At 40.2% G+C, this 23135-nt stretch carries 21 protein-coding genes; 16 read left to right on the top strand and 5 right to left on the bottom strand.

Going from position 1 to position 23135, the window contains the following annotated elements:
• Positions 1 to 51 precede the first annotated feature (51 nt).
• The 6 genes from ACP8HG_RS13460 to ACP8HG_RS13435 are packed head-to-tail and all read left to right on the top strand — an operon-like array spanning position 52 to position 5960.
• On the top strand, positions 52 to 996 hold the full coding sequence (locus tag ACP8HG_RS13460; protein WP_338655143.1) for a carbohydrate ABC transporter permease: 945 nt from the start codon (positions 52 to 54) through the stop codon (positions 994 to 996).
• Between the two features lie 14 nt (positions 997 to 1010).
• Positions 1011 to 1982 carry a carbohydrate ABC transporter permease gene (locus ACP8HG_RS13455; protein ID WP_338655144.1) on the top strand — a complete coding sequence of 324 codons (972 nt, stop codon included), beginning with the start codon at positions 1011 to 1013 and terminating at the stop codon, positions 1980 to 1982.
• Positions 1982 to 3145 carry an exo-beta-N-acetylmuramidase NamZ family protein gene (locus ACP8HG_RS13450; protein WP_438296736.1) on the top strand — a complete coding sequence of 388 codons (1164 nt, stop codon included), beginning with the start codon at positions 1982 to 1984 and terminating at the stop codon, positions 3143 to 3145. Before ACP8HG_RS13455 ends, ACP8HG_RS13450 begins: the two co-directional genes overlap by 1 nt.
• Positions 3146 to 3157: 12 nt before the next feature.
• Entirely contained in the window at positions 3158 to 4072 is a 915-nt protein-coding gene (gene murQ, locus ACP8HG_RS13445) for an N-acetylmuramic acid 6-phosphate etherase (protein WP_338655146.1), read from the top strand.
• 8 nt (positions 4073 to 4080) lie between these two features.
• Entirely contained in the window at positions 4081 to 5028 is a 948-nt protein-coding gene (locus tag ACP8HG_RS13440) for a GNAT family N-acetyltransferase (RefSeq protein ID WP_438296734.1), read from the top strand.
• A 47-nt stretch (positions 5029 to 5075) separates the two neighbouring features.
• Positions 5076 to 5960: a MurR/RpiR family transcriptional regulator gene (locus ACP8HG_RS13435; RefSeq protein WP_438296732.1), complete on the top strand. Its 885-nt coding sequence runs from the start codon at positions 5076 to 5078 to the stop codon at positions 5958 to 5960.
• Between the two features lie 488 nt (positions 5961 to 6448).
• Here ACP8HG_RS13435 and ACP8HG_RS13430 read toward each other — a convergent pair whose 3' ends face one another.
• Complete coding sequence (locus ACP8HG_RS13430; protein WP_438296730.1) at positions 6449 to 7786, bottom strand: S8 family peptidase; 1338 nt, start codon at positions 7784 to 7786, stop codon at positions 6449 to 6451.
• 257 nt (positions 7787 to 8043) lie between these two features.
• On the opposite strand from ACP8HG_RS13430, the gene ACP8HG_RS13425 reads away from it, so the two are divergent.
• Both ACP8HG_RS13425 and ACP8HG_RS13420 read left to right on the top strand, forming a co-directional pair.
• Positions 8044 to 10047 (top strand): S-layer homology domain-containing protein, encoded by a 2004-nt coding sequence (locus tag ACP8HG_RS13425; protein WP_438296728.1) that lies wholly within the window; start codon positions 8044 to 8046, stop codon positions 10045 to 10047.
• A 286-nt stretch (positions 10048 to 10333) separates the two neighbouring features.
• The gene (locus tag ACP8HG_RS13420; RefSeq protein ID WP_438296726.1) at positions 10334 to 11065 is read left to right on the top strand and encodes a hypothetical protein; all 732 of its coding nucleotides are present in this window, start codon (positions 10334 to 10336) and stop codon (positions 11063 to 11065) included.
• An 87-nt stretch (positions 11066 to 11152) separates the two neighbouring features.
• Here the strand turns inward: ACP8HG_RS13420 and ACP8HG_RS13415 are convergent, their stop codons facing one another.
• The 4 genes from ACP8HG_RS13415 to ACP8HG_RS13400 all read right to left on the bottom strand — a co-directional run bounded on the left by ACP8HG_RS13415 (position 11153) and on the right by ACP8HG_RS13400 (position 14096).
• The gene (locus ACP8HG_RS13415; RefSeq protein ID WP_438296724.1) at positions 11153 to 11659 is read right to left on the bottom strand and encodes a VanZ family protein; all 507 of its coding nucleotides are present in this window, start codon (positions 11657 to 11659) and stop codon (positions 11153 to 11155) included.
• A gap of 215 nt (positions 11660 to 11874) precedes the next feature.
• The gene (locus ACP8HG_RS13410) at positions 11875 to 12801 is read right to left on the bottom strand and encodes an LCP family glycopolymer transferase (protein WP_438296722.1); all 927 of its coding nucleotides are present in this window, start codon (positions 12799 to 12801) and stop codon (positions 11875 to 11877) included.
• 111 nt (positions 12802 to 12912) lie between these two features.
• Positions 12913 to 13089 carry a hypothetical protein gene (locus ACP8HG_RS13405; protein ID WP_438296720.1) on the bottom strand — a complete coding sequence of 59 codons (177 nt, stop codon included), beginning with the start codon at positions 13087 to 13089 and terminating at the stop codon, positions 12913 to 12915.
• A 194-nt stretch (positions 13090 to 13283) separates the two neighbouring features.
• Complete coding sequence (locus tag ACP8HG_RS13400) at positions 13284 to 14096, bottom strand: hypothetical protein (RefSeq protein WP_438296718.1); 813 nt, start codon at positions 14094 to 14096, stop codon at positions 13284 to 13286.
• Positions 14097 to 14234: 138 nt separating this feature from the next.
• Here ACP8HG_RS13400 and ACP8HG_RS13395 point away from each other — a divergent pair, with 138 nt between their 5' ends.
• The 8 genes from ACP8HG_RS13395 to wecB all read left to right on the top strand — a co-directional run bounded on the left by ACP8HG_RS13395 (position 14235) and on the right by wecB (position 23109).
• Positions 14235 to 14963, top strand: a complete 729-nt coding sequence (locus tag ACP8HG_RS13395; protein WP_438296716.1) for a YveK family protein — start codon at positions 14235 to 14237, stop codon at positions 14961 to 14963.
• 5 nt (positions 14964 to 14968) lie between these two features.
• Positions 14969 to 15673, top strand: coding sequence for a CpsD/CapB family tyrosine-protein kinase (locus ACP8HG_RS13390; RefSeq protein WP_338655168.1), 705 nt, complete (start codon positions 14969 to 14971; stop codon positions 15671 to 15673).
• Between the two features lie 55 nt (positions 15674 to 15728).
• Positions 15729 to 16496 carry a tyrosine-protein phosphatase gene (locus tag ACP8HG_RS13385; RefSeq protein ID WP_438296713.1) on the top strand — a complete coding sequence of 256 codons (768 nt, stop codon included), beginning with the start codon at positions 15729 to 15731 and terminating at the stop codon, positions 16494 to 16496.
• 115 nt (positions 16497 to 16611) lie between these two features.
• Positions 16612 to 18441, top strand: coding sequence for a polysaccharide biosynthesis protein (locus ACP8HG_RS13380; protein ID WP_438296711.1), 1830 nt, complete (start codon positions 16612 to 16614; stop codon positions 18439 to 18441).
• A gap of 145 nt (positions 18442 to 18586) precedes the next feature.
• Positions 18587 to 19738 carry a glycosyltransferase family 4 protein gene (locus ACP8HG_RS13375; RefSeq protein WP_438296709.1) on the top strand — a complete coding sequence of 384 codons (1152 nt, stop codon included), beginning with the start codon at positions 18587 to 18589 and terminating at the stop codon, positions 19736 to 19738.
• A gap of 106 nt (positions 19739 to 19844) precedes the next feature.
• Positions 19845 to 20867, top strand: a complete 1023-nt coding sequence (locus ACP8HG_RS13370) for a polysaccharide biosynthesis protein (RefSeq protein ID WP_438296708.1) — start codon at positions 19845 to 19847, stop codon at positions 20865 to 20867.
• Positions 20864 to 21982: a capsular polysaccharide biosynthesis protein CapF gene (locus tag ACP8HG_RS13365; protein ID WP_438296706.1), complete on the top strand. Its 1119-nt coding sequence runs from the start codon at positions 20864 to 20866 to the stop codon at positions 21980 to 21982. The genes ACP8HG_RS13370 and ACP8HG_RS13365 overlap by 4 nt, the downstream gene beginning before the upstream one ends.
• A complete protein-coding gene (wecB, locus tag ACP8HG_RS13360) occupies positions 21979 to 23109 on the top strand; it encodes a non-hydrolyzing UDP-N-acetylglucosamine 2-epimerase (RefSeq protein ID WP_438296704.1) in 1131 nt (376 codons plus the stop codon). The genes ACP8HG_RS13365 and wecB overlap by 4 nt, the downstream gene beginning before the upstream one ends.
• Positions 23110 to 23135 lie beyond the last annotated feature (26 nt).

The raw sequence follows: 23135 nt of genomic DNA, 5'->3' as shown, positions 1-23135 counted from the left end.
AGCAGGTTCCGCATCGCGACAACCTGCTTCATTTTTAGGAGGTGTCCCAAATTGACTCAACTACCAATGGGTGCAGTACCGAAAAAAGAAAATGAAAAGTTAAAAGTGTTAAAGAAACCGAATAAAGGCGTGCTTCTTCAAATGAAGAAAAACTATAGTGCATACCTTTTTCTTTTACCTAAATTAATTTTATTTACGTTATTTGTGGCGATACCCGTGATTTGGGCATTCATTCTATCGTTTCAATCGTACAAAGTGTTCGGCAGTGAATTTGTTGGTCTCGATAATTACATACAAGTTTTTAGCAGTGAAGCGTTTCGTATTGCACTAAAAAACACCTTATTGTTCACGGTAGTAACAGTACCGTTTGGGGTCATTAGTGCACTTGTAATATCCACACTTATTTTTGCACTGGGAAGATTTTCTCAAAGTGTGTTCAGATCTGCGTTTTATTTACCCACAGTGACATCGATGGTAATTATCGCGATGGTTTGGCGCTGGATGTACAACTATGACTTTGGTTTATTTAATTATATTCTTGGCTGGTTTGGAGTTGAACAAATTAACTGGTTGGGTCAATCCAATAGTGCGCTCTGGGCTTTAATCATCATGCAATGTTTAATTCCATTCGGTATAGGAATTATTATGTACTTAGCTTCAATGGGGTCGATTTCACAATCACTTTACGAAGCGGCACGAATGGATGGAGCAAGTAGTGTTAAACAATGGTTTCATATAACAGTTCCATTGTTAAAGCCTACAACGTTATATCTCACTTTACTAAGTACAATTGGTTCCTTCCAAGTGTTCACTCAAATCATTATGATGACAGGTGGAGGACCAGGCAGTGCTACAGAAACATTAGTTCATTTGATTTATAAAACAGGTTTCCGTGACTTTGAATTTGGATTGGCAGCGGCTCAATCTGTTGTATTATTTGTTATCATCCTCATCTTTTCCATCATCCAATTCAGGGTGTTGCGCCATGATGAGTGATTGGGGGATAGACCATGAAGAAAAAACCATTAGATAAGTTTAATAAGTTAATTATTTATGCTCTCCTTGTGGTATTTGCTGTGGTTTCGTTACTACCACTTTACTGGGTATTTTCTACATCGCTGCAATTAAGTAGCTACCAATCGCAAGATATGGAACGCCCAGTGTCTTATGTGGATTCCAATCCGCCAAAAATGTATCCGATGGGAATCCCGCTCTATTTCGAGCATTGGGGAGAGGCTAGAAAAGCGGAAAAAGTAGGGGATTTAAAAGAAGAAACTTACCATCGTGGAATGATGGATAACATTGTTGAAAATACATTTTCAAGCTATAAGAGTCTATTCAAAAAACACGATATTGGAAAATGGTTTTTTAATAGTGTATACATTTCAGTAATTGTGACGGTTGGTATTTTACTAATCGATTCGATGGCTGGCTATGTGTTAGCAAAAAAGAAATTTCCAGGTCGAAATTTAATTTTCTGGATTATTATTTCAACAATGATGATTCCAGGGCAGGTCACGCTCGTCCCTTTGTTTATCATGGTTGGGAATTTGAACTTGATGGATACGCACTGGGCGTTGATTTTACCAGATTTATCAATGGTATTTGGGGTATTCCTGATGAGGCAGTTTATGTATTCCATTCCTGACGAGTTGCTAGAAGCAGCAAAAATGGATGGTGCCAGTGAATGGCGAACGTTTTGGACGATCGTCTTGCCGCTTGCGAAACCGGGACTTGCCGCACTAGGGATTTTCACATTCATGAATGTGTGGAACTCATTCCTTTGGCCGATTATTGTACTAAACAGTGCGGAATTATATACGTTACCAGTTGGATTGAAAACGTTACAAGATGCTAACTTGGCGAGCTTTAAGTTATTAATGAGTGGGGCTGCAGTTGCTGCAATTCCAATGATTGTGGTATTTATTTTATTCCAGCGTTACTTCGTGAAAGGCTTAACACTTGGCGGAGTGAAGGAATAATGGCAGAAAAAGTGAAGCTTGGCCTCGATGTTTTTTTGGAACACTATGTGTCAGATATTCAAGGAAAGAAAATTGGTCTGTTAACAAATCAAACGGGTGCAAATGCTGAGCTAACCTCAACAATTCGATTGTTTCATGAACATCCAAATATTCAACTCACGGCGCTGTTCGCACCAGAACATGGCTTGAAAACAAATGCAAAAGAAGGCGAGAAATTTTCAGATTCCATTCATAGTGCGACAGGCATCACTGTTTTCAGTTTATATGGGGCGTCAAAAAAACCGACGGATGCCATGATGGAGCATCTGGATGTTGTAGTCTTTGATATGCAAGATATTGGTACGCGTTACTACACTTATATATACACGATGGCTTATATGATGGAAGCTTGTGCGCGCACAGGTAAAAAAATGTACGTACTCGACCGTCCGAATCCAATCGGTGGCCATGTAGTGGAGGGGAATTTCGTCGATGCAGATTTCACTTCGTTTGTGGGATTGTATCCGATTCCAACTCGCCACGGAATGACGGTTGGTGAACTTGCGATGTATTTTAATGAGGTATTTGAAATTCATTGCGATTTAGTAGTGGTGGATATGGAAGGGTGGACCCGAGATTCGTTTTTTCCGGAGACGGGATTACCTTGGATTCCGCCTTCGCCCAATACCACGAGTGTTGATATGATGTTGCTTTATCCAGGTACATGTTTAATCGAAGGGACGAATTTATCCGAAGGACGAGGAACAACACAGCCATTTGAAATTGTAGGTGCTCCGTTTATAGATGGTGAACAATTGCAAGATGAAGTCAATGCGTTAAGTCTTGAAGGTGTTCGTGCACGTGCGGTTTCCTTCACACCTACGTATCAAAAATACTCAGGTGAGCATTGCGAAGGTATTCAACTGCATATTACGGAAAGCTTTACATTTCAACCGCTCCATACATTTGTACGCATTTTGGCGCTCATTGCAAAGTTGTATCCGAAGGACTTGAAGTTTTTAGAATACGGTAGTTTGAAGCACCCCATGTTTGACCTGCTTGCTGGGAATGCAAAACTAAGAAATACTTTAAACAATGGGGATGTGGAAGAATATCTACAACAGTGCCAACTCGACTCGAACGATTTTATGAAAAAGAGAAAAGCATACTTGCGATATAGATAGGAAGGTGGAGCTATGAAAAAGTTATCGCTTCTTACAACTGAAGAATCCAATCCGAAATCTACAAGATTAGATGAAATGTCGATAAATGAAGTTTTAAATACCATGAACGAAGAGGATCAGACCATTGCATTTGCTGTTCAACAAATGATCCCATATATCGGTCAAGTTGTTGAAAAAGTCGTAAGGGCATTTAAAAATGGAGGACGACTTATTTATGTTGGCGCTGGAACGAGTGGACGAATTGGCGTTTTGGACGCTGTAGAGTGTCCTCCTACATTTAGTACATCTCCTGAACTCGTCCGAGCGGTTTTAGCGGGTGGTGAAGGTGCTATGTTTAACGCTGTAGAGGGTGCAGAAGATGATGAATTACTTGGTTCTTCTGACTTGCAAAAACTCGATATCACCAAAAATGATGTCATTATTGGCATTGCAGCAAGTGGGCGAACCCCCTATGTGATAGGTGCCCTTACGTTTGCAAACACTTGCGGAGCAACGACAGTCAGTCTTGCAAGTAATGAACAATCCGCAATAAGTGACTATGCGGATATCAATATTGAAGTCATCACAGGCCCCGAAGTGTTAACCGGTTCAACTCGATTACGTGCAGCAACTGCGCATAAAATGATTTTAAATATGATTTCAACAACAGCGATGATTAAAACTGGAAAAGTATATAAAAACTTAATGGTTGATTTGAATGCAAGTAATTATAAATTGCGTGAGCGTGCAAAAAAGATGGTGTGCTCGATTACAGATGTGTCCTATGAACAAGCGGAAATTGTTTTAGATGAAACCGCTTATGATGTAAAACTAGCGATTGTTATAATTCTTACGAATGTGACTAAAGAAGAAGCAGGGAAACTGATAACAAATGCAGATGGATTTGTGCTAGATGCGGTGAAACTCGCTTCAATTAAAGAAGGGTGATGGAGAGAATGTACCGGACATTTCAAAATGGAGATGAAATAGGGATTGTCGAGTTATGGAATGACGTATTGTATCATGATCCCATTAATCAAATACGGTTCCGTAAACAAGTATTACTCGATGCGAACTTTGATCCACAAGGTTTATTTGTTGCTATCCGAGAAGAAAAAATTGTCGGTGCCATATTAGCCATTACCCGAAAGCTTCCAATGCAAGGCGGAAGTTTGGAGTCTGATACGGGGTGGATTACGTTCTTTATGGTTCAACCAAGTGTAGAGAGAGAAGGTATTGGCCACGAATTAATGGAACGGGCATCAGCCTATATCCGTGAGCAAGGAGCGGAAAAGCTATTTTTTTCTTCATATGCTCCAAACTACTTTTTACCTGGCATTGATGAAGAAGCCTATTCATCTGGTTTTGCCTTTTTACAAAAAGAAGGATTCCGTCGCGTGTATTCACCCGTAGCGATGCACCGTACATTGCTCGATTATGTGTATCCCGAAAACGTGCAAGCGTTAAAGCGTGTACGCCAGCAAGAAGGCTACTCATTTGGTCATGTGCAAGACGGCGACTTTTATGAATTAATCCAGTTTGCCAATCAACAGTTCAATCCCGATTGGGGACGGGCGATTCGTGAAGGTGTATTGCAGGGAGTAGATCCGTCTCAAGTGTTGGTAGCGAAAAAGCATAATCAGGTTGTTGGGTTCGCATTGTATGGAGGATATGAAGGGATTCGTGAGCGTTTTGGTCCTTTCGGAGTGGATGAAAATGAACAAGGAAAAGGACTAGGCAAAATCTTGTTACACGAAACGCTTCATATGATGAAACAACAAACAATACTGGGTGCCTGGTTCTTATGGACAAGTGAAACGAGTGCAGCTGGTCATTTATACTTAAAAAATGGGTTTCAAACTTACCGAACGTTCCACGTCATGGTGAAAGAGTTGACAAACTAATAGTCGCATTAGATGATTCGGAGAGACTAGCAAGTGAAGAAGGGTTGATGGAAATGGCAATATCAAGTGGCGGTTTAGTGTTATTAAATGAAATGCGACAAGTTCTTCCACCGTCAGAACAAAAGATTGCGGATTATATTTTAGCCAATCCCGAAAAGGTTGTTACGATGACGATATCAGAACTTGGAGAAATTAGCCTAACAAGTGGTGCGGCAGTGACCAGACTATGCAAGTCTTTAAAGCTTAAAGGCTTCCAAGACTTGAAACTTCGAATTAATGGAGACATAGGTCGTAAAATTGAACTTACAAACCGGGACATCCAGCCAAATGAACCCGTTTCCACGACAATACAAAAAGTAACGGAACACGCCGTGCATACCTTACTGGAAACAGCTGAGTTACTGGAAAGCGAACAATTAGAATTAGCAGTAGAAGCTATCGTAAACGCTGAAAATATACACTTTTTTGGCGTAGGTGCTTCCGGAATTCCCGCAATTGATGCGCAGCAAAAGTTTTTACGTATTCACAAAGCTTCAACAGCAAGCACTGATTTACATATGGGTGCAACGATTGTGGCCAACGTTGGAGAAAACGATGTCGTCGTTGGAATTTCCTTTTCAGGCGCCACATTTGAGGTTGAGAAAATCTTGGAAATGGCAAATGAAAAAGGTGCCACGACAATTAGTTTAACGAAATTTGGACAGTCACCTATTTCGCTAATATCACAAATCCAGTTGTATACATCTCCAACGCGCGAAGCGAACTTTCGAAGCGGAGCTACATCCTCTAGACTTGCCCAACTGCATGTAATGGATATTCTGTTCATGTCTGTTGCATCCAGACAATTTGAAACTACGATTACGTATTTAGATGCGACCAGAGAAGCAATTGAAGACATTCAAAATCAAACTTTTCGTAAAAAGAAAAAGTGATAGTGTGATTGAAGAAGGTGCTTGGAATGAGTACTATAATTCTTCATTAAACCACTACGATATTTGCTTAAGAATTACTTTTGTGTTGAGTTTTTATGTAGTCGTCATACAAAAAAAGAAGTGCAGGCCTCGATTGGTCCGCAATTCTTTTTTTGTGCACTTTATTGGGAGTGTACAACGAACGCGGTGGAGTCTCCAACAAAATCGGTGAAGCGTCCAACGAATCCCGTGAAGTGTCCAACCAACCGGAGAGTGTCCAATCAAATCAATAAAGTGCCCAACCAACTGAAAAGTATCCAACGAAATTGCTGAAGTGTCCAACGAACGCGGTGGAGTCTCCAACCAAATCGGCGAAGCCTCCAACCAAATCAATGAAGTGTCCAACCAACCAAGAGAGTGTCCAACCAATTCCGGAAACTCTCCAACAAAACAGAACCTCACAACCCAACAAAAACCCCAGCCAAAGTCCCACCTTGGCTGGGTTTCACCTAATATCCAGTATAAAAATCCATCAAATAATCCTTCCCATTTTTAACACGAATCACAAGCTTATACGAAGTAGATGGCGCATAAGAAGAAACCGCCGTAGCAACAATCTCCTTAGTTTCAACTTTTGAACGCAACGTAATCGGCACTAGTTCATTGCCTCGAAAAACGTGAACGTCAATGATGTCCTTAGCTGAAAGCTGCCGGGTAAACTCAATATGCCACTCCTTATTCAAAGGAACATTTCTCACCGTGGGAAGCCGGATGAAGTTTGAAAAGTCCATCGCCTGTTCATCCGCGCTGACACGTTGAGGTTCGTCATACGACGCAACATTGACAATGCCCTCCCCGAAAATCGGATCCCAACCAACAGCGCCTCGATCATCGACATACTTCTTCAACAGCCGTTCAATCTCCTGTATCGAACGACTCGGATCATCCAGTTTTATCATCGCTGCAACACTGCTAACAAACGGCACAGCCATAGAAGTGCCAGTCAGACTGCCGTATCGATTACCAGGCAAACTCGAAACAATCCCGACGCCCGGGGCAGAAAGATCTATTGTGTCGCCCGTATTACTGAAACTAGCGATATTATCATGTTGATCGGTAGCGGAAACAACGATTACATTTTGTTCGGAAGCAGGGAAATAATTTGCAGTATCCGCCCCGTTATTCCCAGCAACGACGACCACAAGGACATTATTCGCAAGGGCGTAATTGAGTGCATCGGTCAAGTATTGCGAGTAACCTTCCCCAATAAAGCTCAAGTTAATAATATCCGCTCCATTATCAACCGCAAATCGAATCGCTGTCGAAATATCAGAATCATACCCTTTTCCTATTTCATCCATTGCGCGAATGGGCATGATTTTCACATTTGCCGGCGTTGAATCAGCAATGATACCCGCGACATGCGTACCATGGAAATGCACATCCATCGGGTCAGACGTATTTTTGAGTACATCATATCCCGCTACAATCCGATCCTTCAGCAGCGGATGCGTGTAATCGACGCCCGTATCGATGACTGCGATAACAACCGTACCCTTACCTGGAACCATTTTTTTTACACCAATCCGTTCTTTCCCCCAAGAATCCGCAACGCCAGTAGTTGTCTGTATGGCTGCATAGCGAATGAAATCAGGCTGAAGAACCTCGATACCATTAAGAAGTTCAACCTCGTCTTTTGCCACACTATCAATCAATTCACTACCAACGAATTTAACAAGCACTCGATCACTCTCTTTAGATGAAGCAAAGCCCTCATTTGCAGGAAGCACAACATACAAAAGTCCAAGAATAAAAAAGAATCCAAGTATAGAAATAATTTTCCTCAAAAATAACACCCCTATATTATAGTAGTTATATGTTTATATATCGGCTCAAAAGGGAAGCTAGTAAGGAAATAGTAGAGTTATTTGTAGAAAAAGTTTTCAGAAATACCAAACAATTTTTATCAACCTACTATAGAATACCTACTAAATCTATGATACGATGAAAATAGTAAATTCAGATTACCATGTATTTATGGGGATTATGTCTAATAATATGTTAAAATGGTTTTTTAAGGATATATATCATAGGAGGTTGGAGAATGAAGAAAAACACTTATCAAAAACTATTCAGAGCAACATTAGCGACAACGGTTGCAACGGGGGCATTTGTTGCTGCAGTACCGACCTTTACACAAGCAGAAGTAACGAAAGGCACTTCCTTCTCGGACGTTAAAGATACGCATCAGTTCTATGAAGCTATCAAGAGTTTAACATCTAAAGGCGTTATTAGTGGCTATGAAGACGGTACATACAAGCCAGGTCAACAAATTAGCAGAGCGCATGCAGCAAAAATCATGGCTTTGGCTTTGGGTCTAGACACGAAAAATGTAGTAGATCCAGGATTTAAAGATGTCAAAAAGGATCATCCTTATTACGGACATATCGCTGCACTTGTAAATGCAGGAATTATTAAAGGATATGAAGACAAAACATTTAAACCAACGGGTAACCTAACACGCGCTCATGTCGCGCAAATGCTCGTATTAGGCTATGATTTAGAAGAAAACAAGCTTTCTAATCTACCATTCAAAGACGTTAACAACAAACAATGGTTTGCGAACTATATTCAAACATTGTTCTCCAATAAAATCACGTCTGGAACAACTGCAACTACTTTCTCACCTAACGCATTCGTAACACGCGGACAAGTTGCTTCTTTCATCTTTAAAAGTGAAGCAGCAACTAAGGTAGAAACGCCTGAAGTTCCGGAAGTTCCAGAAGCTCAACAGAAAGAATCGACACTCGTAAACATTACGGCTGATAAAGTAGAGTTCGCAGAAGGAACATATACATTGCCAGCTATCTTGAAAGACGTATTCAGCGATTCTAATCTAGAAGCTCTTAAAGGAGCAGTCGTCAAGTACTCGGTTAAAGACGGTACGATCGTTGGCATTAGTTCAATTGAAATTAAAGCAAGCGGTACTGCTGAAAAACATCTTACACTAGATGGCAAAGGGTTAACGTTCCCTGGTAATCTAACAATTAACGGGGACTATGTTCACCTGAAAAACCTTACAATTAAAGGTGATCTAGAAATCGGTAAAGAAGTGAAAAGCAGCGTCACTGTTGAAAAAGTTACAATAGAAGGAAAAACGATCGTTTCCGATAAAGCAGCTTCTACAGCAAAAGCGAGTTATTCGATAGCGGCAGAAACACCAGCAGCAGACATCATCTTTATTGATTCTACAATGGCTAGCGTTGTGGTAACGAAAGACGGCGTACTAATCGAATACAAAGGTACTACAAAAGTTTCAGAATTAATCATTTCTGCTAACGTTACGATTAAAGCGGATGCGGGCATCACGATTCCAAAAGTAACGATTAATGCAGGAGCTACAGCAGTAACAATTGATGCAAATGTAGGCAACCTAACAGTCAATTCAACTGACAAACTAACAATCGCAGGTACTGGCAACATTGCAGAAGTAACGATTGAATCTGCCAATGAAGTGAAGTTAGATACAACAGGGAAAGTCGACAAGCTTGAAATTAAGTCAAAAGACGCAAAAATCTCCCTAGGCGATAAAACAAAAGTTGCAAATCTAGTCCTTCCTGAAGGAGTAGCTGCAAAAGATCTAATCCAAGATTACGATAAAGTAAAAGGCAACATCGAGCAAATCGGTGGAACAACAAACCCTGACGCTCCAGTAGTAACACCAAGTCCTGGAAACGGCGGCGGTGGCGGTGGAACAGTAACACCTCCATCAGCTGAAGCGGTATTCGAATCAGCAGTTCAAGCTAAATTGGATGCTATCGACAGTTCAGCTGTAGGTGCAACAGTTCAATTTTCTCCATCTTCTAACACTGTGGATGTAACAATTACAGATCAAGATAAATCTACAGTAGACCTTTTCGGAAAAGGACTAGCAGGAGCATTTCTTGGAGTGGGAGTAACAGAAACTAGTTTATCCGCTATTAAAGCACAAGCTCTTGACGTAGTGAATGGTGCTCCTAAACTAGGGAACTTGTCTGGTTCAATCGATATAAATGTTACATTAATAGGCGGTCAAACGTTAACATATAAAATTAACTTCATTAAATAAGAAGTTCGAGTATAAACTTTTAAAATAGTTCAGAAATCCCCTTAAGTCTACTTCTAGACTTAAGGGGATTTCTTTTTGTTTGGCGATAAAAGTAGACAGTGCGGCCCAAAATTATTGAAGTGTCCAACCAATTCCCTGATGTATCCAACGAACCCAGTAAACCCTCCAACCAACTCCCCAAACCCTCGAGAATAAACACAAAATGTCGAAAATTGCCTTTTTGGCTACACCCTACAGCACCTTTCTGTTAAACTAGTAAATATAATTACAATAAAGGGGTAGTCAATTGAAGAAAAAACTAAAGATTTTCTTACTAATACTACTAATTGTACTCTTGGCCACCGCGGGAACTCTACTTTATTTCTTTAAATTCAAAGAGTACGATGTAGCGGATGAAGAAGTGGCAAAAATCATTGAAGATCCGTATACCATTGAAATGCCTGACGGAACGACGATTACAGTGGATGCCAATGGTGAAGTTGTGGAATCTGTCGAGCCTACTTTACCTCCCGTAACCGAGGGAACTTCGTCTGAAGGAACGTCTACAGATGGCAGCGAAGTGAAAGGGACTTCTACAGACGGCAGTAAAGGGGGAGGAACGTCTTCTGGCGATAAAGCCCCTAGCTCGACGACGGGGGAGAGTAACACTACGGAAACAATTCCAAAACCGACAGTCAGTACGATTAAACAGAAGTATGTCCCGACGCTTGAAAATCTCCAATCACAGGCTGACAGTAAGCTGAATACATTGGTGGGGCATGCGAAGAAAGAGTACAGTGATAAAAAAGCGAGTGGAGAAAGCATCAGCTACGGTTATTTTTACAATAAATACGTAGGTGCTGCAAACGGGCTTGAAGCACGTACCGATGCAGTATTCGCAGGTGTCATCAAAGGGGTGGAGAAAGATTTAGTAGCAAACGGCTACGATAAATCCTATGCACAAAACTTAATCGATGATTATAACGCGAAGAAAAAAGCACGTAAAGACAGTCTATTGAACAAGGCAATGGGTCTATAAAAAGAATCGAAAAAGCAAGAGTCGCCTCTCGGTGGACTCTTGCTTTTTTATGTCTAGCCGCTTGGAGGCCCACAGGAAGTGGTGCACTTAAGCTGTGTTCCTTTTAGGCGACGCTTTTCTTTTCTTCTTTTTCTTTTTCTTCGGTTTCACTAGCATAATCAGCCGTAAAATAATCAAAAACGTCACGGCTCCTGCCGCATCAAGAATCACATCTTGCAACGCTGGCGTCCGTCCGCCCGTCAATGACTGGTGATACTCATCCGCGATAGCGAGTAGAACTGTAATCCAAGTCGCTGTCAACATGCGAAATACATGTTTGGGTAGTATCAAGTAGATAGCGACGGCAAGAACACCGAAAATGACAAAATGAGCGCTTTTTCGAAGAAGGAACTCAACGAAGTGGTAATAGCCTCGTTCCTCAACTGAAATCGTTGTACCCCAATAGGGCACTTGCAACTTTGAAAGGGATGATTCGAACGGTTCACTCGGCAGCCATTTCTCAAGTGTAGGGATGAGCGACTGCTGTTCATAGGTTTGCCCGGATGAGAAGAATAGAATGCTTAGTAGAATGATCAGAACGATTAGTTTTTTCATATGAGGATTGTACCATACTGAATGCAAGAATACATGCATAAGGGAAGGTCAGAGAAGGGGGCCTTCGGACGTTCAAATCAATTATTGCTTAGGAACGAACAGTCAAAAGTATTCATAGTTTGAATGAAATCTCCCCAACATCAAAAAAATCCCCCAACCGTTGATTAATCCGGTTGGGGGACTATTTTACTAGCAAACGCCATGAACAACTGCTTTCACAACTTCAAATGCTCTTTCAATTCAACTTTGATACTTTCTAATTCCTGATCGTTCATCATGTAATACCATACACCATTCATCATTTTACCCTGACCTTCTTTAATATAAAGCTGATCAACTTTTCCGAACGCATCGCGATACTTCGATTGAACATCAGTCATTTCGTCGAACGTCATATTTGTCCGGACATTCTTACCGATCGCGCCAAAGATACTTTTGAAATTCACTAAGCTATTAAGAGAAGCGCCTTCACGCATAACCGCTTGGATGACTTGTTTTTGTCGATCCTGTCGACCAAAGTCGCCGCGTGGATCTTCATAACGCATTCGTACGAAAGATAATGCTTTTTCGCCGTCCAATGTGATTTCACCTTTAGGGAATGTATAGGTACCTACTTTAAAGTCCAATGGATTAGTAACTTTAATACCGCCGACCGCGTCAACAATATCCTTAAAACTCTCCATATTCACTTGCACCACATAGTCGATTGGGATGTCGAGCAAACCTTCAACGCTATCCATCGACATCTCGATGCCACCGAATGCGTAGGCATGGTTAATCTTATCTTGGACACCTTTACCAACCATCTCTGTATATGTATCGCGTGGAATACTAACCATCTTAGTAGATTTTAATTCTGGATTCACAGTCAAGACAATCATCGTATCCGAACGGCCCTTATCGCCTTCACGCTCATCAACGCCAAGCACAAGTACGGAAAACGGTTCCTTCTTTTTAAAAGCAACAGGTTCTTCACGCTTTTCGGATAGATCACGATCAATCGGTTCGTGTATCTCTTTAGCTGTATCGGTCAACCCTTTGAAAACCACAATACCATAAACAACAACTGCTAAAATTAAAACCCCGATAATACCAACGATCCAAGGCCATTTTTTCTTCTTTTTTTTATTAATTTGATCCATCTTCTGTTCCTCCGTCTAGTTGCTATAAAATAAATAATTAACGTATGTGCCCAAACTTCTGCACCATCACTGTTCGGCGTGCTCTTGTCATCTAGGAAGGCTAAGAGTTGGCTATTTATTCCAATACTTCACATATGAAATTCCTTCCACTTCGGCAAACGAGTTAAGAGCAGTCACTTGAGTTGAGTAAACTGTTGCTGCATAAATCGGGTTGGGCGGATGAAATGAATAGAATGCGAAAAAAAACGAACAGAACGATTCGTTTTGCTCAGATTGGAATTGTACCATATTATGTAGAAATAAAGAATCCAATAGAATTCGCTGCAGCGCTAGGGGATGCCTTCGCTCATTTTACATAGGCAGGCGCCTTACAAGGGGTTTTTATTGCTTTCATGTCCATGGTGACTGCTTTAGTGTGGTGCCAGCTGCTGCCACAATTCGAAGTACATGAATGGTGGCAGTAACTGGCACAGTGTATTTTTTTACTCACTCACAAAATAAGCAATAAGTGCATCCGACCAGGCGAGCATCCCACTCTCAGTAGGGGTACGCGCTTCATCCATATACGTCAGTAAATCTTCTGAACCCGTATCGGGCCAATTAGACCAATGATTGATGTAGGGGATACCGCGCGCTGCTGTGTACTTTTCAAGCGCCCGGATCTGCGTCAAATAATAACCTGCCCGGTAAATCGGTTGCGGCGGAGTGACAAGGAATGATACATCCTCTACAGTACTTTCCGCTAGCGCCTTCACGGCAAGTAAATGCCGGTGTTCGTTTTCAATGACGACTTTACCGTTGTTGTGCAACGTGAATGGCTCGTACAGGACGATGTCATAGCCCGCTTGCCAGTCAATTCCACCGATTTCCAACTCTTCCTCGACAAAACGAGCGGATGTCATATCGAATGTGGCCACATCTACGCCAATCAAACCGCCATACGTATCACTAATCACGCTTGCAAAGCGATCCGCTGCATCTGCAAGTGCCTCGGAACCGACAATTAGCATCTGGACATGCTCCCCGGCTTCCGCGCGGGTACTAATCACCTCAAGCGTCTTGTCGTCTAACGAAGCGCCTATCTTCTGTAAATCATCTACGCTCAACTTCTTAACGGGTGACGTCTTTTTAACAGGCGTCTCATTTTCAACAATGGTTTTTTGTATAACTTCATCCTGCTGAGTAGAAGTTCCCCCTGCATTCCGAATTTTCTCTTGCCAAGTCGAGGCACTGAACCAAAGGATACCTACACAAACAACAGATAATATGATTATAAAAATGGGTTGAGTCTTCATACCTGCACCTTTCTACTTCGTTTTAGAATAGCTTTAATATACCATATAGATTGGGGATATTTGTTACAAAAGGAAAACCCATTATGATATACTTAGTCAAAGTTCGACAATGCAACTGTAAAGGGGAAACTGTCATTTATGGAAGAAACGATTAGTTTACAAGATTTAGCTAAGACATTGAGGAAACGGCTTGTATTGATCATTAGTGCGGTCATTCTTGCTGTAACGATTGCCGGAGTTGTCAGCTACCTCTTTTTGACACCGATATACCAAGCGTCGACACAAATTCTGGTCAATCAAGAAAAAAGTGAACAACAACAATTTAACGCACAGGCTATTCAAACCGATCTTCAACTCATTAATACATATAACGTTATCATCACAAGCCCAGCAATCCTTTCAAAAGTGATTGAAAATCTGGATTTGGATACAACGCCTGCTGGATTAAAAACCAAAATCACTGTGAATAGTGCGCAAAACTCACAAGTCTTAGACATTAGCGTCCAAGATACCGAGCCTTATGTAGCTGTGGATATTGCCAATACGACAGCTGCAGTGTTCCAAGAAGAGATCAAGAAGCTGATGAATGTCGATAATGTTAACGTCCTATCGCCGGCAGTCCTTGCGGAAAACCCAGCGCCGATTAAACCTGATCCGATGCTCAATATGGCAATCGCGGCAGTGATTGGTTTGATGCTAGGTGTAGGGATTGCATTCCTACTCGAATACTTGGATACGACAGTCAAGACGGAGCAAGATGCTGAAGAATTGCTTGGATTACCTATACTCGGTCTAATCAGCACAATTGCAGAAAAAGATATACAGGATGCAAAAGGACCCGTAAAAAGTAGAAGGAAGAAGAGGTGACCGTCATGTTCAACAAGAAAAAGAAGCCCGTTCAAGCGGTTGCACGTAAACTTGTGACCAATGTGAATCCGAAATCAGTCGTTTCGGAGCAATTCCGCACGGTCCGAACGAACATTAACTTCTCAATGCCTGATAAGGATCTCAAAACATTACTGTTTACTTCATCGACGCCGGGCGAGGGCAAATCGACGAGTGCTGCAAACATCGCCATTGTTTTTGCGCAGGATGGGAAGAAAGTGCTGCTCGTTGATGCGGATATGCGAAAACCAACGATGCATTACACATTCCACACAACAAATTCGACAGGGCTCTCCAACTTATTAACTAGAAAGTGGGGGTTGCAGGACGTCGTTATCGAAACAGAAATTGAAGGCCTTCACCTCGTTACATGCGGACCGATTCCGCCGAATCCAGCAGAATTGCTCGGTTCGAAAACGATGGATGTCTTGCTCGAAGAACTAATTGCAAGCTATGACATCGTTATCTTCGACGCGCCACCAATTTTATCTGTCACAGATGCGCAGATTTTGTCGAATAAATGCGATGGTACAATCCTTGTCCTTAATTCGGGTTCGACAGAGAAGGCTAGCGTTCTCAAAGCGAAAGAGGCATTGGTGTCAGCTAAAGCCAATATCCTTGGTACAATGCTGAACAATTTTGTACTTGAAAAAGATCATTACTACTACCAATATTATGGAACAGGAGAGTAAAGGGATAGATTTGTCCTTTCACTCTCTTTCTTTATTGCTGAAAGAGGAGAACTAAATGATAGATATGCATAGTCATATTCTTTTCGGTGTCGATGACGGACCGGAAACGATTGAAGACACGTTACGAATACTAGAACAAGCGGCAATCGAAGGCATTACAGATATGATTGCAACACCGCATGCATTCAGCCCACACTTCCATGTACCGCGTACTGAAATTGAAGGTCAAATCGAATTACTGAAAGATGTTATAGAGGCAGCAAAAATTCCGGTCAAGCTTCATACAGGCCAAGAAGTTCGTCTGTGCGACAATCTTGTCGAAAAGTTGCTCATGAAAGAGGCGTTGACACTCGCTAACTCACGTTATCTACTACTCGAACTTCCAACGCAATCGGTGCCTGCCTATACCGTAAATATTATCCAGTCCTTACTGGGAGAAGGCTACATCCCGATAATCGCTCACCCCGAACGTAACCGGGCCATCGCAGAAAAACCCGAACGGCTCGAGCGGCTCGTCAGGCATGGTGCACTTGCACAAATCACAGCGGGCAGTGTAGCGGGTCACTTTGGGAAGAATGTTCAAAAACTGTCACTCCAACTGATTGAAGCGAACTTGATTCATACTTATGGGTCGGATGTACATAACGTGACGACGAGACCCGCCCTGTTCGAAAAAGGGCTCGATTATTTAGAAAAGAAGAAGTTGCATAATATCGTGGATATTCTGCTAGAAAACAACGATCGTATTTTACAGGATGAATCTCTGTACCTATTAGAACCAGAAATCCCAATCTCTAGAAAGTGGTGGCGATTAATTGGGTGAAGTGCTACTATTGTACTGGGATAAACATTAAAAAATGATAAATTATGTGTCATTGGTTAAAAAGTCCCGCTATAATAGGAATGTTCAAATAATTCAGCGGAAGGAGAGTGGGAATATGTCGATTAAAAAGAGAATGACATACTTAGCGATTGCGGACTCCTTCATAGTTTTGTTTTCCATCTACATAGGTTATTTTATCTTGCATCCTTATATCAACGTGTTTACCAACAAAATGCTGCTCATCAGCGCGATTACGATTCAAATCGCCCATCACTTCTTCGCATGGCGCTTCGGCCTATATCGAAAGGCATGGTCCTATGCGTCCATCGGTGAATTGAAGTCTATTTTCCAGGCGGTTACATTAACGATTGTCATCGTCGCAGCCGTCCAATTCACTATTACACAAGATATTTATTTACGGGCACTTCTCCTCACATGGATGTTACATATCCTTATGCTTGGTGGGTCGAGATTGTCATGGCGGCTATTCCGGGATACAATCAATCACCGTGAGGACAAAGAAGCGAAGCGGACAATGATTGTTGGGGCTGGACAAGCTGGGAGTATGATTGTGCGTCAAGTACTTCAAAACTCTGAATCTGGCATGAAACCGGTTCTTTTTGTAGACGATGACCGTGCGAAACAAGGCCTCGAAATTTTCGATTTGAAAGTAGTCGGCGGCACGAACCAAATCCCTAATTTCGTTAAAGACAATGACATCGAAAAAATCGTTATTGCCATCCCGTCCATGGATAAACAGCAAATGGCTGACTTGATGAAATTATGTATTGAAACAGGTGTCCAAACACAAACAATTCCACGCATTGAAGATTTAATGACGGGGAAAGTATCCGTCAATGATATGCAGGATGTGAAAATTGAAGATTTGTTAGGCCGAGACGAAGTCCAACTCGATTTAAAAGCGATTGCGGACAAGCTAACGGATAAAACCATTCTTGTTACAGGAGCAGGTGGTTCCATCGGATCGGAAATTTGTCGACAAGTGTGTGCATTTAAGCCAAGCCGTTTGATTCTGTTAGGTCATGGTGAAAGTTCTATCTATAACATTGACATGGAATTACGCCAAAAGGTTTCAACAGATATAGAAATAATTCCGATTATCGCAGATGTCCAAGATCGAATGCGTATTTTTGATATCGTTAGTGACTATAAACCGGATGTTATGTATCATGCAGCTGCGCATAAACATGTTCCTTTAATGGAAGCTAATCCAATGGAAGCTGTGAAGAATAATATCTTCGGTACGAAGAATGTTGCGGAAGCAGCAGATACATTTGGTGTTCCGTACTTCGTGATGGTTTCAACGGATAAAGCAGTCAACCCACCCAATATCATGGGAGCGACGAAACGCTTTGCTGAAATGATTGTCCAAAATCTTGCGAAAGATAGCGAGACGAAATTTGCGGCAGTGCGGTTTGGTAATGTGCTTGGGTCAAGAGGAAGTGTTGTTCCTTTGTTTAAGCAACAGATTGCAAAGGGCGGTCCGGTTACGATTACGGATCCTGAGATGACTCGCTATTTTATGACGATTCCGGAAGCTTCACGGCTTGTGATTCAGGCAGGAACTTTGGCTGCCGGTGGTGAAGTGTTTGTGCTTGATATGGGTGAGCCGGTGAAGATTGTCGATCTGGCGAAGAACCTGATTAAGCTGTCGGGGTATAGTGAGGAAGAGATTGGGATTGAGTACTCGGGTATACGGCCTGGGGAGAAATTGTTTGAGGAACTTCTTAATGAGAATGAACGGCAGAGTGAGTATGTGTTTCCTAAGATTTTTGTTGGGAAGGCGGAGCCGGTTGGTAAGGTTGAGATGGAGTTTGTTCTTGGTAAACTTCTTGATATGAGTGATGAGGAGTTGAAGGGGACTTTGGTTGGGTTGGCTAATAGGAAGGTTAGTAGTATCGCTCGTAAAGTTACGACAGTGTAGGGCTACTATTCTAATTTTTGATAAAACAATCTCAGTCTCAATCATTTTATAGAGATCAGTGAAGGTCATCCGAATTATGGAATGTGACACATAAACAATTACTTGACAATTTTACGGATAACTTTGATGAAAAAGAGGGTAGAAAATGGCACCTATAATATATTATGTAGGTAATTTTAAATTACCGGATGGTAGCGCAGCTGCCCAAAGAGTGATAGTCAATGGTAAGCTTCTAAAATCTCTAGGATATGATGTTAGATATATTAGTGATGTTAAAGAAAGTGCTAGTAATCACTTGATGAAAAAACTTAAGGTACACAATATAAATAAAGTTTCTTCAATGAGAAAATTATTAGGAATTAATTATATATTAAATATTATTTGTAAAGAAGACTTAAAAAATGTACATTCAATAATAGCTTACAATTATCCGGCGATACCATTGTTAAAGTTAAGAAGTTGGACTAAAAAAAACAATGTTAAAATCTATTCCGATTGCACAGAATGGTATGGTTTGGCAGAGGGGAATATTGTTCGGAAACTCATTAAGTTTATTGATACAGAGTTCAGAATGAGATACTTAAACAAGGAACTTACCGGTGTAATATGCATTAGTAGCTTCCTTCAGAAATATTATTCTGAAAAGACAGTCCCTACAGTTTTAATCCCAAACCTACTAGATATGTCAGACTCTAAATGGAACATTAATATCCAAGAGAACATAAGAAATGAAATCAAATTAATTTACGCAGGTAGTCCAGGGAAGAATATGAAAAAAGAAAAATTAGATTTGCTAATAGAAGCATTTTCCGATATAAGGCCAAAAATAAGAAATCTTTCATTAGAGATTATAGGGGTCAGTTCTGATCAGTATTTACAACTGAATCCAAATCATAAAGAGATTTTAGAAGGTAATAAAAGTATTGAATTCATAGGAAGAATCGGGCATTCAGATGTTTTAAAGGCGATTAGAAATAGTGATTTTTTTATTTTTGTAAGACCAGAAAATAAGGTGACGACAGCAGGTTTTCCTACTAAACTATCTGAAGCGTTTGGATGTGGTATTCCAGTGATTACTAATAATACGAGCGACATTGCAAGTTACTTAATTAATGGCCTAAATGGGTTTCTGTTGAAAACATCTTCTAAAGAAGAGTTAATAGAGCGGTTAGAACTTATAAGTGAGCTAACTTTAAAAGAAATAGAAAACTTGAAAACTAATGTAGTTGTAAAAAATCCTTTTAACTATTACGAATATAGTGAAAAACTTATGAATTTTTTACAAAGGGCTGAGTAGAATGAGATTCATTATGTAAGCAAGGTAGTAAGGAATGAAGAAAATTTTAATTTTGTGAAAATATGTGGAATTACACTAAGTATTTCAATAGATAGGGTGGGTTTTCTTGTTTAGAGATAAAATATTACTTATAACCGGTGGAACAGGTTCGTTTGGAAATGCTGTTATGGAACGATTCCTAGATACAGATATTAAAGAAGTTCGTATTTTCTCGCGAGATGAAAAAAAACAAGACGATATGCGGAAACTATTTAATAATGATAAGTTAAAGTTTTATATCGGGGATGTACGTGATCTTGCAAGTGTAAAGTATGCAATGAATGAAGTAGACTACGTATTTCATGCCGCAGCACTTAAACAAGTTCCATCATGCGAGTTCTTTCCAATGGAAGCCGTAAAAACAAATGTCATTGGTACGGAAAATGTACTAAATGCTTCAATTGAGTATGGAGTGAAAAAAGTCATTTGCCTTTCGACAGATAAAGCTGCTTACCCAATTAATGCAATGGGAATTTCAAAAGCAATGATGGAAAAGGTATTTGTTGCTAAAGCAAAAACCGTCTCACCTGATAAAACACTCATTTGCGGTACAAGATACGGAAATGTTATGGCTTCCCGTGGTTCTGTTATTCCACTTTTCGTAGAACAGATTAAAGCCGGTAAGCCACTTACGGTAACAGATCCTGATATGACAAGATTCCTAATGAGTCTTGAAGAAGCGGTTGAACTTGTTGTTTTTGCATTTAAGAATGCTGATGCAGGCGATATTATGGTCCAAAAATCTCCGGCTTCTACAATTGCAGATCTGGCACAAGCGGTAAAAGAAATTTTTAATGCTGATAATGAAGTGAAGCTAATTGGCACACGCCACGGCGAAAAACTATTCGAAACGCTCCTTACTAGGGAAGAACATGTTATTTCAGATGACTTAGAAAATTTCTATAGAGTCCCTGCAGATAATCGTGATCTCAACTATGATAAATACTTCGAGGAAGGTAACGAAAAACTTTCTACGGATGAAGAATACAACTCACACAATACATATCGACTTTCAATAGAACAAATTAAAGGAAAGCTCTTAGAACTCGCTTATATACAAAGCGAATTGAAAGGTTGGAACAACAGGTGAAAATCCTTGTAACGGGTGCGGTAGGATTCCTCGGTAAAAACTTAGTAGCAGAGTTGAAACACCAGGGATATGAGGATTTACTTTTGTATACAAGAAATCATACGTTGGAAGACTTGGAAGAGTATACAAAGAAATGCGACTTTGTATTTCACTTAGCTGGAGTAAATAGACCAGAGAATGAAAAAGAGTTTATGGATGGAAACTATGGTTTTACATCTGAATTACTGGAACTACTAAAAAAGCATAATAACAAATCACCTATACTAATTACCTCGTCTATCCAAGCCGAGAAAGATAATCCATACGGGATAAGCAAGAAACTTGGGGAAAATTTGTTGTTCGAATACTCAATAGAAACAGGTGCAGAAGTATTCGTATATAGACTCCCCAATTTATTTGGAAAGTGGAGTAAACCTAACTATAATACGGTTGTTGCGACGTATTGTTACAATGTAGCTAGAGACCTTGATATTCAGGTTAATAATCCAGATGCGGAACTTACTCTGTGTTATATAGATGATGTTCTAGAGGAGTTTATGAAAGCTTTAAAGGGGACTCCAACGAAACTAAATAATTATTGTACTGTCCAAATAGCACATTCAGTTAAGTTAGGAGTATTAGCAGGATTGATTGAAGGTTTTAAGGAAAGTAGGAGTACATTAAGTGTTCCTGATATGGGAGATGAGCTAACTAAAAAGCTTTATAGTACCTATTTGAGTTTTATACCAGAAGATAAGTTTTCATATGATTTAAAGATGAATGTAGATAATAGGGGATCTTTCACCGAGTTTATTCGAACGCCTGAGAGAGGACAAGTGTCAGTTAATGTATCCAAACCAGGGATTACAAAAGGGAACCACTGGCACCACACTAAAAATGAAAAGTTTCTAGTGGTTAGTGGAGAGGGGCTCATAAGATTCAGGAAAATAGATTCTGATGAAATAATTGAGTATAAAGTGAATAGTGAAAAGCTTGAAGTTGTGGATATACCTACGGGTTATACTCATTCAATTGTAAATGTTGGTGCGACTGACTTAGTAACGGTAATGTGGGTAAATGAATGCTTTAATCCCGACAAACCAGACACAATATTTTTGGAGGTATCGACAAAATGAATAAGCTAAAAGTAATGACAATTGTAGGAACTAGACCTGAAATAATCAGGTTATCAGAAACAATAAAAGCATGTGATAAGTATTTCAATCAAGTACTTGTTCATACAGGGCAAAATTGGGACTATACACTAAATGAAGTTTTTTTTGAAGAGCTAGAACTTCGTCAGCCTGATCACTACCTAAATGCAGTTGGAGAACATTTGGGTGAAACGATGGGAAATATTATTGCTAAATCATATGAGGTATTAGATAAAGAAAAACCTGATGCATTACTTATATTAGGAGATACCAATAGTTGTATGTCTGCTATTTCAGCGAAACGTTTAAAAATCCCAATCTTTCATATGGAAGCCGGGAATCGTTGCTTCGATCAAAATGTACCGGAGGAAATTAATCGGAAAATTGTCGATCATATTTCTGATATTAACTTGCCATACACCGAGCATAGCCGCAGATATCTTCTTTCAGAAGGAATTCGTAAAGAACATATCTTTGTGACGGGATCACCAATGGCGGAAGTATTGAATAAGCATATGGACAAAATTACTGACAGCAAGATTCTTGATGAATTACAACTTGAAAAAGGGAAATATATTCTTGTTTCAGCACACCGTGAAGAAAATATTGATAATGAAGAGAACTTCCTTTCACTTATGAATGCAATAAATAATATTGCAGAAAAGTACCAAGTACCTGTGATTTATTCGACACACCCACGAAGCTGGAAAAAAATAGAGGAAAGAGGATTCAAGTTCCATCCACTTGTAAGACAGTTGAAACCTTTTGGTTTTCTTGATTATAATTATCTACAATTGAATTCATTTGTTGTATTGTCAGACAGTGGAACATTATCAGAGGAGTCGGCTATTCTTGGTTTTCCAGGAGTATTGATTAGGACTTCTACTGAACGACCTGAAGTTTTAGATAAAGGGACAGTTATAATTGGTGGAATAACTGAGATGGATATTGTTCAAGCTGTGGAATTGAGTAGAAATATGTGGGGTAATACGGAAAAATCATCTCTGGCAACAGACTATGTTGATAAGAATGTTTCGGTGAAAGTTATTAAGATTATTCAGAGTTATACACATATAACTAATAAAGTTGTATGGAATAAATATAATTGAAGCAATATACACTTAAACTTGATAGG

Origin of the sequence: Sporosarcina sp. FA15, from assembly GCF_051550195.1 — a bacterium.
GTDB classification, from domain to species: domain Bacteria; phylum Bacillota; class Bacilli; order Bacillales_A; family Planococcaceae; genus Sporosarcina; species Sporosarcina psychrophila.
This window is presented reverse-complemented; position numbering and strand designations above follow the sequence as displayed.

Bases quoted from the DNA above. Each gene is read 5' to 3' on its own strand.
- ACP8HG_RS13410 (WP_438296722.1), bottom strand. From the start codon at position 12,801: ATGGATCAAATTAATAAAAAAAAGAAGAAAAAATGGCCTTGGATCGTT.
- ACP8HG_RS13425 (WP_438296728.1), top strand. From the start codon at position 8,044: ATGAAGAAAAACACTTATCAAAAACTATTCAGAGCAACATTAGCGACA.
- ACP8HG_RS13450 (WP_438296736.1), top strand. From the start codon at position 1,982: ATGGCAGAAAAAGTGAAGCTTGGCCTCGATGTTTTTTTGGAACACTAT.
- ACP8HG_RS13440 (WP_438296734.1), top strand. From the start codon at position 4,081: ATGTACCGGACATTTCAAAATGGAGATGAAATAGGGATTGTCGAGTTA.
- ACP8HG_RS13375 (WP_438296709.1), top strand. From the start codon at position 18,587: ATGGCACCTATAATATATTATGTAGGTAATTTTAAATTACCGGATGGT.
- ACP8HG_RS13380 (WP_438296711.1), top strand. From the start codon at position 16,612: ATGTCGATTAAAAAGAGAATGACATACTTAGCGATTGCGGACTCCTTC.
- ACP8HG_RS13385 (WP_438296713.1), top strand. From the start codon at position 15,729: ATGATAGATATGCATAGTCATATTCTTTTCGGTGTCGATGACGGACCG.
- ACP8HG_RS13395 (WP_438296716.1), top strand. From the start codon at position 14,235: ATGGAAGAAACGATTAGTTTACAAGATTTAGCTAAGACATTGAGGAAA.
- wecB (WP_438296704.1), top strand. From the start codon at position 21,979: ATGAATAAGCTAAAAGTAATGACAATTGTAGGAACTAGACCTGAAATA.
- ACP8HG_RS13400 (WP_438296718.1), bottom strand. From the start codon at position 14,096: ATGAAGACTCAACCCATTTTTATAATCATATTATCTGTTGTTTGTGTA.
- ACP8HG_RS13455 (WP_338655144.1), top strand. From the start codon at position 1,011: ATGAAGAAAAAACCATTAGATAAGTTTAATAAGTTAATTATTTATGCT.
- murQ (WP_338655146.1), top strand. From the start codon at position 3,158: ATGAAAAAGTTATCGCTTCTTACAACTGAAGAATCCAATCCGAAATCT.
- ACP8HG_RS13415 (WP_438296724.1), bottom strand. From the start codon at position 11,659: ATGAAAAAACTAATCGTTCTGATCATTCTACTAAGCATTCTATTCTTC.
- ACP8HG_RS13390 (WP_338655168.1), top strand. From the start codon at position 14,969: ATGTTCAACAAGAAAAAGAAGCCCGTTCAAGCGGTTGCACGTAAACTT.
- ACP8HG_RS13405 (WP_438296720.1), bottom strand. From the start codon at position 13,089: ATGGTACAATTCCAATCTGAGCAAAACGAATCGTTCTGTTCGTTTTTT.
- ACP8HG_RS13435 (WP_438296732.1), top strand. From the start codon at position 5,076: ATGGAAATGGCAATATCAAGTGGCGGTTTAGTGTTATTAAATGAAATG.